Below are 13193 nucleotides of genomic sequence, written 5' to 3'. Positions count from 1 at the left end.
TCATTTTAAATCAATGTCTCTTTTTTTAATGTATATCCTATTCTAATTGTCTGAATGATCGATTTATTTGTATATTTGAGAACTCGATGGAAAAATAGAAAAGTTAAACTTCTCATATCTATTCAACCTTCGAGTTCTATAAATTACTCCAAACAACCATAATAAAGTATTGTTAATCTGTAAACTGCTGTTTGCTCATTTTTCTACTTATATTTACAAATAACATTTGTATTTAAAGAATAATATTTTGTGCTAGCTGTCTTTTTGCAATTCAAAATTTTAAAAACATATGGAACCTATTAAATCATCAGAACTAATTATCAATCCAGACGGAAGTATTTTTCACTTGCATTTGAGACCAGAGCATCTTGCTGATACTGTCATTCTTGTGGGAGACCCTGGACGTGTAGAATTAGTAGCCAGTTTTTTCGACGAGGTTGAATTAACCATTTCAAATCGTGAGTTTGTAACTAAAACAGGTAGCTATAAAGGCAAACGTTTCTCTGTATTGTCAACCGGTATTGGTACTGATAATATTGACATTGTGGTTAATGAATTGGATGCTTTAGTCAATATCGATCTTAAAACACGACTTCCTAAAAAAGAGCATAAATCACTAACTCTGGTTCGTATCGGAACTTCTGGTTCATTACAAGGAAATATTCCTGTTGATTCATTTCTTTTATCTAAAAAATCAATTGGATTCGATGGCATGCTAAACTTCTATGCAGGAAGAGATGAAGTGTCAGATCTTGAATTTGAAAAAGCATTTAAAGAAGGTGTGAATTGGAATCCTAAATTGGCTTCTCCTTACTTTGTATCTTCGTCTGAGAAAGTCATCAATAAACTTGATGGCGATGATATGATTCAGGGAATTACGATATCTGCCAATGGGTTTTATGGCCCACAAGGAAGAGTGCTTCGGCTGAACACTTTGGATATGGATTTAAATGATAAAATTGAAGCCTTTGAATATCAGGGACAAAAAATCACCAACTACGAGATGGAAAGTTCTGCAATTGCTGGATTAGCTGCTCTATTAGGACACGAGGCTGCAACTGTTTGTGCAATTATTGCAAATCGAGTAAACAAAGATGCCAGCAAGGATTACAAGCCGGTCGTAAAAAAACTAATCTTAACTGTCCTTGATAGATTAAGTAAATAATCCTAACATATCTAAATTGATAATTTGTCTTTAGCTTAAGACTTTGATATCAAAAAGCTCTGAAACCCACAAGAATTGTTCTTCTTAGTGGGTTTTATTATATTTAAGTAAGAACGAATCTCATAACAGATATGAAGGAAGAGAAATTAAACGCTCTAATATCACTCCTAGATGATTCTGATCCAAATGTTTACATGAACATTAGCAAAGAATTATCTAAGTTGCCAGCCTCAAATATTCCTTATTTGGAAGATATCTGGCTAGAGTCTGACAACCCACTTTTTCAAGAGCGATTAGAAGCAATTATCGATGAGATTCATCACAATTCAATTATTAAGGAGCTAATAAATTGGAAGAACTCTCCCAAACAAAATCTAATTGATGGAGCCATTCTTATCAATAGAAGTATCAGCTACCATCTATCTACAAACAATGTAAAAACAACAATTAATAAGATTGTTGATGAAATAAAACCAGAGATTAAAGAGCTAGAAAGTTATCTGGATAAGATAAAAATTCTAAACCATTTCCTTTATTTTATTCACAATTACATGGTTTTATCTCCCCAAGAAGAAACGAACTGGGGAGGTAATATCAGTACTGTTCTAGCTCAAAAAAAAGGTAATTATATCATCACTAGTATTATTTACGCAGGTATTGCCCAGGCTTTAAAACTACCCGTTTTTGGCATTCAACTCCCTAATAGCATTCTGCTATCTTGTGAAAGATCGATTGATCCTGCATCAAAACGAAATTACTTCTATATAAATCCCATTGATACTGGTGCGGTACTTTCAACTATGCAACTAGAACATGTTATCAAATTCAAAAAACTTAATAATCTACCTCAGTATTATAAACCTTGCACCAATCTTGATCTAATCAAACTACTCATTCAAAACCAAATATTCTGCTATGGTCGCCAGAGTAATTATAAATATGTTGAAATCCTAAAAAAACTTTTAAATGTGCTACTTCTGAAAAAGAATTGATAAAATTTAAATGCAAAAAAAATCTCCAACTCATATGAGTTGGAGATTTTAAATATCTAGCCATTATCTATTTTGCATAGTTTATAGCTCTAGTCTCTCGAATTACTGTAATTTTCACTTGACCAGGATAAGTCATCTCATCTTGAATTTTCTGAGCGATATCCAAGGATAAAACTTCAGCTTCTTTATCCGAAATTTTATCACTACCTACAATCACTCTCAACTCTCTACCAGCTTGAATAGCATAGGTTTTCAAAACACCTGGATGTGAAAGAGCTAAGTTTTCAAGATCTTTCAGACGCTTAATATAAGATTCAACAATCTCACGACGAGCACCAGGACGGGCTCCTGAAATCGCATCACATGCCTGAATAATTGGAGCAATTAAAGTCGTCATCTCAATTTCGTCGTGATGAGCTCCAATAGCATTACAAATATCTGGTTTTTCTTTATATTTCTCAGCCAATTTCATACCTAGAATAGCGTGTGGCAATTCTGGCTCATCGTCTGGGACTTTACCTATATCATGTAAAAGACCTGCACGTTTTGCTTTTTTAGCATTCAAACCAAGCTCTGTTGCCATGATCGCACAAAGGTTCGCTGTTTCGCGAGCATGCTGCAATAAATTTTGACCATATGATGAACGGTATTTCATTTTACCAATCATACGAATCAATTCTGGGTGCAAACCATGAATACCCAAATCGATAGCAGTACGCTTACCCGTTTCAGCCATTTCCTCCTCAATTTGCTTACGAGTCTTATTCACAACTTCCTCAATACGGGCTGGGTGAATACGACCGTCAGTCACCAATTGATGAAGAGCCAAACGAGCAATCTCACGACGTACAGGATCAAAGCCAGAAAGAACAATCGCTTCTGGTGTATCATCTACAATAATTTCGATACCAGTGGCTGCTTCAAGAGCACGGATATTACGCCCTTCACGACCAATAATACGTCCCTTAATCTCATCAGATTCAATGTGGAATATAGTTACTGAATTCTCAATTGCTGTTTCAGTCGCTACACGCTGGATTGTTTTAATTACAATCTTTTTGGCTTCCATATTAGCCGACATCTTAGCATCTTCCATGATATCATTCACGTAAGACATCGCCTCAGTTTTAGCTTCTTCTTTCAAAGAATCAACAATTTGGTTTTTAGCTTCTTCTGCTGACAAACCTGAAATTTTCTCCAATTGCTCAATTTGCTGACGCTTAGCTTTCTCAAGCTCCATCTCTTTTCTCTCTACCAATTCCATTTGAACACTTAAGTTCTCGCGAATGGTATCAACTTCTTTTTTCTTGCGTTGGAAATCTTCTACTCGCTGATTAACCGCAGTCTCCTTTTGCTTTACTTTATTCTCAATCACCAAAAGCTTCGCATTTTTTGCATTAATTTGCTTTTCGTGTTCCGTTCTAAGCTGTAAAAATTTCTCTTTCGCCTGTAGGATTTTATCTTTTCTAAGGACCTCTGCTTCTGCTTGGGCATCCCTTAAGATGCTTTCGCTCTTACGCTTTAATCCGCGTTGCAAAACGAAATAGGATATAAATCCGCCCCCTACTAAAGCAATGGCTCCTATGATTATTTCTGTCATTGTTTTAAATATTTAGTCAATACTGATTTTTATTATTAATAAATAACCCGCACCATTACTCAGAAATCTTAAACCCAACAAAATCGCAACCAGACTATTAAACTGATCTTAAGCGGCTTTCGTGGACAACTAACTTCTAAGAAATAATGCGGGTTATTGTTCTTTCAAAGGTGTTTTTACTGCTCTTCTTTAATAAATTCGCTCAGTTCTTGTTCCAAAGTTTCCAATTCTTTTAAAACTGGGGAAACATCTGTTTTTGCTTCAGACTCCAATACTTTTACTACAAACTGTAGAGAAGCCATGGCTAAAAAATCCTGAATGTCTTTATCTTTATATTTCTGTTGGTATTGCAATACCTTTTCATTTATCGTTTTTGCTGCCTTTCGAATAATCTCTTCCCTATTCCTTTTTATATTTAAAGGATAAAGACGACCTGCTACGTTAACTTTTATCAAAAATTCGTCAGACATAAACAATTCTTATTTGTTTAAAAGAGCAATACACTTGTCAATCTCCCGCACAATTTGGCTAATCTTACTTTTAGCCTGCTGAGAATCACCTGTATTCACAGCAAAAGTCTTTGCCAATTTTAAAGTATCATACTGATGCTTGAATTCTTTATTCTCTTTATTTAAAGTCTCGACCTGTTCGAGTAAGTCCATTTTTTCACGAACTAACTTTTCCTTTTCAAGCTTTAAATCCTGATACAAAGCAATAAGACGAGAGATTTGCCCTCGTAATTCAGATACTATTTCAATTGGCTTTACCTCCATTATCAAAAACTTTCTTCTACAAAATTAACATTGCTGTTAAGATAATCAAAAATATTGCTTTCTATTTTCGATTGAAAGCCTTAAAAAAACACATTTTTATTAGTTTTACACACTTATAGAATGACACCTTAATTTGGAATACCATGAAAATAAAGCATCTAAACATAAATATACTTTTTTTCCTATTATTAATATTATCTCTCCCTCTATCCATAAGAGCTCATAATATACCTAAGAACTATTTCAGATCACCAGTAGATTTTAAAATAACCCTATCTGGAACATTTGCTGAACTGAGAAATAATCATTTTCATTCAGGCATAGACATTAGAACATTTACGACAGGTAAAAAGGTTTATGCCATAGCTGATGGTATTGTGAGTCGAATTAAAATATCCGAAGGTGGGTATGGTAAGGCTTTATATATCGATCATCCCAATGGATATACATCGGTTTATGCACATTTAAACAAATTTTCACCAAAAATTGAAGCTTTTATAAAGTCTCAGCAATACAAAAACAAAAAATTTGAAGTTGACATCGATCTTAGCAAGATGGAATCACATAAAAAAGAACTATTTAAGTTTAAGAAAAGTAATGTTATTGCCTATTCTGGAAATACAGGTTCATCTATGGGGCCTCATCTTCATTTTGAGATCAGAGAAACAAAAAGTGAAAAACCAATCAACCCTTTGCTTTTAGATTTTAAAATCTTAGACACAACAGCCCCTATGATTTATAGTCTATACGTTTATTCTCTCGATAAAAATAGTAGTGTGAATGGCCAAAATGTACGACAAGCTTTCAAACTTAGTACATTGAATAAAAATAATTTTATTTTAAAGACAAATAAAATGATATTGCATGGCAAGATCGGCTTTGCCATTTATACTGAAGATCTTTTGGACAACACATGGGGTAAGTGTGGTATCAATAAACTACAATTAAAGATTAACGATTCTTTAGTTACTAATTATTCACTCAACAAGTTTTCATTCGACGAGAGTAGCTATATCAATTCTCATATAGATTATGAGCTTAATCATGAAATAAAACGCAAGGTGCATAAAGCTTTTATTGAGCCCAATAATAAATTAAGTTTCTATTCAGAGATGAAAACAGATGGCTCTTATAATTTCAATGAAAATAAAAACTATAGTATTGAGTTCTCTGTATTTGATTCCTACCAAAACAGAGCAAAGCTTCAATTTACAGCTAAAGGTGATACGACTTCAGTTAGCTTCCCAGAGAAAACATTTACTCGCTTATTTAAATATGAAGATGAAAACAAATTTTCAGAAGCAGGTATAGATTTAAAATTCCCAAAGGATTGCTTTTATTCGAATCTTGAGTTTGATTATTCAACAAGCACAGATTCGAGCTTTTTATCTGCCATATATCATATACACCAACAGAATGTCGCGCTTAATAAACACTTCAGTTTGTCAATAAAACTTGATGAAATCGATCAAGATTTATCTGATAAATTAGTTGTCGTTCAAATTGATAAAGATGGAAAATTATCATCTGAGGGAGGCGTTTATATTAATGGTTATATCAAGACAAAAACTAAAAATCTTGGTAATTATGCGGTTTCAATTGACACTCTTGCTCCAAGTATCACAACAAAAACTGATTATAAAAATAAGAATATTAAAAATCTAAAATTTATCGACTTTACAATTAAAGATAATTTATCAGGTATTAAATCATACCATGGTGAAATTGATAATAAGTGGGTATTATTTGAATTTGATAAAAAGGAAAATCGCTTATTCTACACCTTCGATAAAAGCAGATTGCCAAGCAACAAGAAACATCAGTTAAAATTAATTGTAACAGATGCTGTTGGCAATATTGGTCAGTACTCTTGCGAATTTACTTGGTAAAAAAAACTAGCAGTATCTTATAGGAAAATTTATAATCATCAACGTTCAATTCGAATCAGAAGAAGCTTCTCAGCGCCTTCTGATTCTATCCAGACTCAATTAGACTCCTACTTTTTCCTCTAAATAAGAATTGATAATACGATATAAAGCCCCAACATTTATTGGCTTTGTAATATAGCCATTACTTCCAACGGCTAATGCGTTTTCTCTTTCTTCAACGGTTGTATTAGCAGTTAAAGTAATCACAGGAAAATCCGGATTCATTAATTTAATCGCCTTAATCGCCTCTATACCATCCATCACAGGCATACGTATATCCATTAAAACAAGGTCAATATCCTTGTGTATTTCAAACAACTTGACTGCTTCAAGTCCATTAACAGCATGTATTAATTTAGCACTTGTAGGGCGCAATATTTTCTGAATGAGATCAAAATTTGAATAATCATCTTCAGCTATCAAAATCGTTTTCTCTTCCCAATTCATGTCAAGTATTATCGGTTCTCTTAATCTAGAACTTGATTTTTGATCCTCATAAGGTAGGGCAAATGAAAACGTACTCCCCATATTAATAGCTGAATCTACTGTTATTGCTCCTCCCAATAATTTAGACAATCGCTGTGAAACGGATAAACCAATTCCAGTACCTTCAATTTTCCTAGAGTATGAATCGTTTAATTGTCTGAAGGGATCAAATATGACTTTCTGATCTTCAGCTTTAATACCAATACCCGTATCCTTTACTTCAAATCTTAATATGGGACTTCCATCTTGGATATCCTGAAAACAATCAAACTTAACATGACCTTGATTTGTATATCTTAAAGCATTTTTCAAAATGTGGATCAGAATCTGCTTCAACTTATTTTTGTCAGTCAGAATTTTCAGATTCGTCACACTGGGATGAAGGGAAAAAATCAAATTTAGGTCCTGCTTTCCAAACCTTAACTGTTCCTTTTTTATAAGATCCCAAATATCCGATAAAAAAGGAGCTATTTCAAAACACTCGTTTTTTATTGTAATTTCCCCACACTCCATCAGAGTGAGACTGAACATATCCTCGAACATTTCGAGCAAACGGTGTCCACTTGTATTAATCATTTTAGCAAAGGTGATCATTTCCTCCACTGAAATATTTTCTTTATACAAATCTGAAAATCCGATTATGGCATTTAATGGAGTACGAAGCTCATGAGACATGGTGGCCAGGAAAGCTGATTTCAAATGATCACTCTCTTCGGCTTTTTCTTTTGCTCGAATAAGTTCCAATTCAACTTTCTTTTTCTCAGTAATATCTAATACAGCCCCTTCATAACGAATAATTTCACCCTCCAAGTTTTTTACAGCGCGGGCTCCTTCATTTACATATATAGTATCACCATTCTTAGTTAGCCAGGCAGATTCAAAACCTGTAACCTCTCCCTTTTCCTCCAATAGTTTCTTGAACTCTTCTCTTTTACTATTATGAACATAACTACTTCGAGACAAATCTCTTTTCTGAAGTTCTTCCAGAGAATTGTAGCCCAACATTTTTGTTATGGCTGGATTTACTAACAAAATCTCACCTTCGGGTGTAGTTTGATACAGTCCCATTGTAGAATTTCGGAATAATCCAGAAAAAAGCTCTTTACTTTCAATCAACTCACTTTCTATCTTTTTCCAATCAGAAATATCTCTTATCGAAACAATTTCAGCTTGATTTCCCATCCAAACTATTTTCGAAATAATAATCTCAATTGGTATATCATTCCCCTCTTTATTTTGAATTTGGGTCTCGAAAACATGTACGCTTTTGGCTGCACAAATCTCCTGTTGTTGTGTATACTGCTTGTAAAAAGATAATTCACGAAAGTTGAGCTGCCTTAATTCATCTATCGAATAACCCGTAATTTCAACAACTCTGCAGTTGGCATATAAATATTTTCCTTCTCTATCATTAACGAGCATCCCATCGAAGGTGTTATCAGCCAGAATTCTTAAAGCTTCTTCTCTCTCCTTAAGGGCAATTGTAGCTATCTTTCTTTCTGAAATATCAGTATGTGTTCCAAGAACTCTGAGGGCTTTTCCATCTTTACTCCAACTAGTTACTTTTCCTCTGGCTAGTATCCATTTATAGGTACGGTCTTTACACAAAACACGGTGTTCACTCCTATAAAAAGTTTTATGCTTATCTAAAAGTGCATTTAAATCACAATACACCTGATCTTTATCATCGGGGTGAATTCTGTTATCCCACTCATCGTAGGAATTCCCTATTTCATTGTCTTCATAACCCAGCATACATTTCCATTGGGTTGAGTAGAAAACCTCGTTGGTTTGAGCATTCCAATCCCAAATACCATCTCGAGCTCCTTCAAAGGCAAAACTTAAACGCTCTTCACTCCTTTTAATCTCATCTCCCTCTAAATCCCTCTTAATCAACTTAAATTCGAGAATGCTGGCCTCGATAATTTGTGAAGCCTTTGTTGCGATAATTTGCAAGACTAATCCAACCGTTTTCGCATCGACCTTAGGGCTTTTATAAATAACGCCTATAAAACCCAAAGAATCACCATTGGCTCGCTTCAACGGCATACTTATGTAACTTTCAGTTTCTAAGAACTTTAACCTATTGTCATGTATAAATAAACATTCAATATCGGAACTATCAAGATCTGGCTTGTTCACTACAAGACCAGCATCAGGAGTCTTAACCAAATTATAATTGATATTCGATAAAAAAACACCTTGATAATAACAAGCTATTCTTTCCACAGCATTGAGATTATCTTCAGAGTAAATATCAACAAAAACACAATCCACATCAAGCAAATCACCTGCAAATTGGACATAACTGTTGACATTCTGTTTCACTTGATTCGCTTCAGCCTCTCCGGAAATAAACCTAATCGCCTTTTCTATTAATTCCAACCTAATACTATCCATTCTAACCCTACTTATCAACTTCTATTTCTCGAATGAATATTAGGATACCCTCCCCTTTAAACACCCTACATTATGCTCATTATCAAGTGAGAACTTATAAGTTATCAACTTTCATAAACCTTATTTTTTTTAGACAAAAAAAAAATCGGTACGAAAATACAAGAGAATTAAATCAGAATATATGACTAAAATCATTATAAATCCCATAAACTAATTATAGGAATACGCCTAGAAAAGAAGGCTTTATAGCTAGTAAACAAAAGAAAGATTGTTTTTTTGAATTGGTTTTTAAAGAGATGCTTTGAAACTATGGCTAGAGTATTATAAACGGTATTGTAATTGGATTAGTCAACATTTATATATGCTATCAGTACTGCGTTTTAGCAGGCGCCTACTCTAACAAACTAAAGCAAAATGTCGTTCTAAACTAGAACTTGTATCGAACACCTGAGTTCAAACCAATTGAGTAGGGCTTATAATTAAAATTAGAGTCTGTATTTATAGAATTTAGATAGTACTTAAAGGCAGGCTCCATTGAAAGACTCAATTTAGAACTTAACTGGTATTCCATACCTAAACTAAAGCTTGTACTGAAGTTTGTAGAACGAATGCCTGATGTTTCCCCGATAGTCTCTCTTGTATTTTTATCATAGACTCTATTGCCAATCATTAAGTTGGTACTTAATCCTCCACTAAGATGCAATCCAAACTTTTTATCCAAAAGTGAATATCTCAAAATAAAAGGTATTTCAATTGCTTCAAAACTCTGAATCATATCAGATGAAGAACTTGAACGCGAAACAAAGGTTTCATTAGAACTATATAGACTAGATCTTCCCTTCATAACAATCTTACCTGCAGAAGACTCAATGACCGGATCTAGATCAACTTGCTTGGTAAAAACATTATTAAAAGTGACCCCATCAAAAATCTGATTGTCATTTGCTAATTGCTGTCCGAATTTATTATAGATAATACCCGTTTGAATAGCCAGTTTTTTTCCTGTTTGCCAATTCAACTTTACTCCACCTCCTATACTTATCAAACCATTTTCAGATTTATCACCTGACTTATCGCCTTTGTACGAAGAATATGATGACGAAACCTGCCCTAAAATTGACCATTCTTTCTTTTTACCCTCAGCTTTATCAAATTGCGCCAGCATCCTCAAGTTACGAGCAATCATCAGTGAATCTTGCACTAATACTGATGATGAAACTTTTCTGTCCTTAATACCAGAGTTAAAAAGCTTCATCGTCAAAGTTGAATTACCTATAATATTCTCTTTCGATTTTGGAAGCACAATTTCAATGCCCCTCTCTCTCTTTTGAATGATATTGCATGAATCATAGCTACTTAAAGGCAAAATTACACTTCTTTGAGATTCAGACTTAGAGTCAGATTGAATTACAGCATCTGCAAGTTGTCCTACTTCATTATCAGTAGCCACAGATTTTATTCTTGCATTCTCTGGATTTGGATTAATCTTAATTTCGGCCAACGCTTTATCCTGATATACTTTAACATTCTGCTGAAATAATAAGTTGTCAGAAAGTGTAAATAATAAGGCTAAAGAGGCAGCTGCTGCCAAAGAAATTAAAATTACTGCGGCACGCTTTCTCCTTCTTCCAAGCTTAATATCTGCATTAATTTTGCCCCAAAGGTCAGCGCTTGGTTGCACCGACAGATCTTTAAGTCCGTCGGAGAATATCTTGTCAATATGTCCTTTATCTCTTAGCATATTCTCAAGTTGCTTTTATGATCCTGCTCATCCCAATATTCCAATAATTTTCCTTTTAAAATGCCTCTGGCTCTTGCCAGATTCGATTTAGACGTTCCAACTGTGATTTGCATTATTTCAGCTATTTCGTTGTGAGGGTAACCATCTAAAACGTACAAGCTAAAAACCATTCTATAACGTTCTGGTAAATCTTGAATCAGCTTCAACAGGACTTCTAAGGATGCATCTTTCACATCCAACTCTTCTTCTTCCACTTCATCAAATTCCTCAACAGGATGAAGCTGCACTTTACTCCTAAACCTTTCTAGTGCTGTATTTACGACAACTCGACGCATCCAACCTTCGAAAGATCCCTCAAATCGAAAAGACTTCAAACTATGAAAAATTTTAATAAAACCATCGTGAAGAATATCCTCAGCTTCATCGTAGGATTTCGCGTACCTCAAACACACACCCATCATTTTGGGCGCATACTCAACATAGAGGCTTTCCTGTGCTTTGGATTTACCTTTAATTGAATCCTTAATTATTCGCTCGAGTTTTTTATCCTTCAAGTTTAATCTTGTCTTAGGTATCCGAATTCAATTACAAGTTGTAAATGAAACCATTTGGTTGCGTCAAAATTAGATATTTTTTTTGATTGAATATTTATTAAGGATAATTTACTCCAATTATTGAAAATTGAACACCTTGATGCTTGATGCTCAACCTAAGAGCTTCACTTATTTTTTCTAATAAATGTTCCTCAATAACAAATGGACATTAAGAACAAATAAGTCTCTTAGCCGTCCGATTTTTTTCAAAAAAAATAGAAACAACACGCCCCCTCTATTTCAGACTTATCTGAGATTACTTATTTCTAAATTTAAAATTTCTCATCCATCCCAACGCAACCTTTCCAGTACTCATCATCTCTATGGTGAGAGACAAAAAGAAATCTCAATGCTTAGAACTAAGACTAAGAAGGTGAATATGGCCAAAATTCCTTTCTACAATTAGAAAAATCACATTAAGAAACAAAAGCTATAGACTATATAATCTACAGCAAACAAATTAGAAAAAATGAAAAGTAAATTTATTTTAGGACTAGGAATCTCTTTAGGAGTTTTATCTGCTTGCGATAATAATGATAGTTTCAATGTCGAATTTGATGCCGTAGGGGACATCTATGTACGTTGCCAAAAAATTGACAATGTTGTTAAATATGCTCCTGTTTACTATGCATACAGCAATATATTCATGTCGGAAGCTGAGGTTGCTCATTCAGATGAGAACAGTCCGGTAGTCACTCTAAGTAAAATTGGAGAAAATGCAAGAAGCTTTGCTTCTACTCCTGCAATCGAAGATTTTAGTGCTACTGATATAAATAATGGTAATTATGAATTTAATTTAATCTCAACAGATTTGGATAGCCTTAGGGTAACAGATAAGCTTCTGGAAGAAAGAATCGATCCTATTGAAATTACAAAATTTGAATACGATGCTGAGAAACACGAGATTGATATAGCTTGGAATACTGTTGAAAACAGAGACATATATCATATTACTATTGCGACAGAAATCGATGGACGAATCGTTTTTAGCTCAGAAAGACTGAATGAAAACAAACTAATACTAAAAGAAACCTCACGAGGATGGGATTCAAATTACGCCATGAAAGCAGGAACCACTTATACAGTTAGTGTTAGTGCTTATAAGTTTGAGAATTCAAATCAACAAAGTGGCTACCACATTAATCAAGAAAGTGTAGAATATCGTGAAATTGAATGGTAGCATTACCATCATTTTGTGAATGACAACACCCAAATTATTACCGACTAATTAATTTTGGGAATGAGCATCAAGAAGTTATTTATAAACTTCTTGATGCTCTTTTTTTTAATTTTTAATAAGAACCTGATAAATCGAGTAGGTAGGGGGATTACTCCCCCGCCCTCTCACACCACCGTGCGTACTCTCGTACACGGCGGTTTCGAATAAAGTTTGAACTGTTTATAGATAACTGACATATTATATAATCCTAAATCTATGAACCATTGTAGATTCATAGCCTGATGAGCTTGAGGACAACCTGATAATCGCCACCATCCTTTTCCTGATAGGGCTAA

The 13193-nt window shown here is 34.1% G+C and carries 10 protein-coding genes; 4 read left to right on the top strand and 6 right to left on the bottom strand.

Annotated elements, in window-relative coordinates; translation table 11 throughout:
* Window positions 1-289 precede the first annotated feature (289 nt).
* Window positions 290-1165, top strand: coding sequence for a nucleoside phosphorylase (locus DWB61_RS16545; protein ID WP_125032049.1), 876 nt, complete (start codon window positions 290-292; stop codon window positions 1163-1165).
* Window positions 1166-1296: 131 nt separating this feature from the next.
* Window positions 1297-2157, top strand: coding sequence for a transglutaminase family protein (locus DWB61_RS16540; protein WP_125032048.1), 861 nt, complete (start codon window positions 1297-1299; stop codon window positions 2155-2157).
* A gap of 67 nt (window positions 2158-2224) precedes the next feature.
* Here the strand turns inward: DWB61_RS16540 and rny are convergent, their stop codons facing one another.
* From rny to DWB61_RS16525, 3 genes are all read right to left on the bottom strand, one after another.
* On the bottom strand, window positions 2225-3757 hold the full coding sequence (gene rny / locus DWB61_RS16535; protein ID WP_125032047.1) for a ribonuclease Y: 1533 nt from the start codon (window positions 3755-3757) through the stop codon (window positions 2225-2227).
* A gap of 176 nt (window positions 3758-3933) precedes the next feature.
* A complete protein-coding gene (locus DWB61_RS16530; protein WP_125032046.1) occupies window positions 3934-4227 on the bottom strand; it encodes a cell division protein ZapA in 294 nt (97 codons plus the stop codon).
* Window positions 4228-4236: 9 nt separating this feature from the next.
* A complete protein-coding gene (locus DWB61_RS16525) occupies window positions 4237-4530 on the bottom strand; it encodes a hypothetical protein (RefSeq protein WP_125032045.1) in 294 nt (97 codons plus the stop codon).
* A 143-nt stretch (window positions 4531-4673) separates the two neighbouring features.
* Between DWB61_RS16525 and DWB61_RS16520 the strand changes: the two genes are divergently transcribed.
* Entirely contained in the window at window positions 4674-6419 is a 1746-nt protein-coding gene (locus DWB61_RS16520; protein ID WP_125032044.1) for a M23 family metallopeptidase, read from the top strand.
* 99 nt (window positions 6420-6518) lie between these two features.
* Here the strand turns inward: DWB61_RS16520 and DWB61_RS16515 are convergent, their stop codons facing one another.
* The 3 genes from DWB61_RS16515 to DWB61_RS16505 all read right to left on the bottom strand — a co-directional run bounded on the left by DWB61_RS16515 (window position 6519) and on the right by DWB61_RS16505 (window position 11639).
* The gene (locus tag DWB61_RS16515; protein WP_125032043.1) at window positions 6519-9344 is read right to left on the bottom strand and encodes a PAS domain-containing hybrid sensor histidine kinase/response regulator; all 2826 of its coding nucleotides are present in this window, start codon (window positions 9342-9344) and stop codon (window positions 6519-6521) included.
* A 427-nt stretch (window positions 9345-9771) separates the two neighbouring features.
* Window positions 9772-11085, bottom strand: a complete 1314-nt coding sequence (locus DWB61_RS16510; RefSeq protein ID WP_125032042.1) for an outer membrane beta-barrel protein — start codon at window positions 11083-11085, stop codon at window positions 9772-9774.
* Complete coding sequence (locus DWB61_RS16505) at window positions 11079-11639, bottom strand: RNA polymerase sigma factor (RefSeq protein ID WP_225423412.1); 561 nt, start codon at window positions 11637-11639, stop codon at window positions 11079-11081. Before DWB61_RS16505 ends, DWB61_RS16510 begins: the two co-directional genes overlap by 7 nt.
* A gap of 508 nt (window positions 11640-12147) precedes the next feature.
* Here DWB61_RS16505 and DWB61_RS16500 point away from each other — a divergent pair.
* Entirely contained in the window at window positions 12148-12858 is a 711-nt protein-coding gene (locus tag DWB61_RS16500; RefSeq protein WP_125032041.1) for a hypothetical protein, read from the top strand.
* Window positions 12859-13193: the final 335 nt, after the last annotated feature.

It is taken from the genome of Ancylomarina euxina, assembly GCF_003863355.1.
Lineage (GTDB): Bacteria > Bacteroidota > Bacteroidia > Bacteroidales > Marinifilaceae > Ancylomarina > Ancylomarina euxinus.
The sequence above is the reverse complement of the archived record's forward strand: the minus strand, read 5'-3'. Positions and strand labels throughout refer to the sequence as shown.

What these genes read in the sequence shown, in the direction of transcription:
- DWB61_RS16500 (WP_125032041.1), top strand. Translation starts at nt 12,148, where the DNA reads ATGAAAAGTAAATTTATTTTAGGACTAGGAATCTCTTTAGGAGTTTTA.
- DWB61_RS16520 (WP_125032044.1), top strand. Translation starts at nt 4,674, where the DNA reads ATGAAAATAAAGCATCTAAACATAAATATACTTTTTTTCCTATTATTA.
- DWB61_RS16530 (WP_125032046.1), bottom strand. Translation starts at nt 4,227, where the DNA reads ATGTCTGACGAATTTTTGATAAAAGTTAACGTAGCAGGTCGTCTTTAT.
- rny (WP_125032047.1), bottom strand. Translation starts at nt 3,757, where the DNA reads ATGACAGAAATAATCATAGGAGCCATTGCTTTAGTAGGGGGCGGATTT.
- DWB61_RS16510 (WP_125032042.1), bottom strand. Translation starts at nt 11,085, where the DNA reads ATGCTAAGAGATAAAGGACATATTGACAAGATATTCTCCGACGGACTT.
- DWB61_RS16540 (WP_125032048.1), top strand. Translation starts at nt 1,297, where the DNA reads ATGAAGGAAGAGAAATTAAACGCTCTAATATCACTCCTAGATGATTCT.
- DWB61_RS16515 (WP_125032043.1), bottom strand. Translation starts at nt 9,344, where the DNA reads ATGGATAGTATTAGGTTGGAATTAATAGAAAAGGCGATTAGGTTTATT.
- DWB61_RS16545 (WP_125032049.1), top strand. Translation starts at nt 290, where the DNA reads ATGGAACCTATTAAATCATCAGAACTAATTATCAATCCAGACGGAAGT.
- DWB61_RS16525 (WP_125032045.1), bottom strand. Translation starts at nt 4,530, where the DNA reads ATGGAGGTAAAGCCAATTGAAATAGTATCTGAATTACGAGGGCAAATC.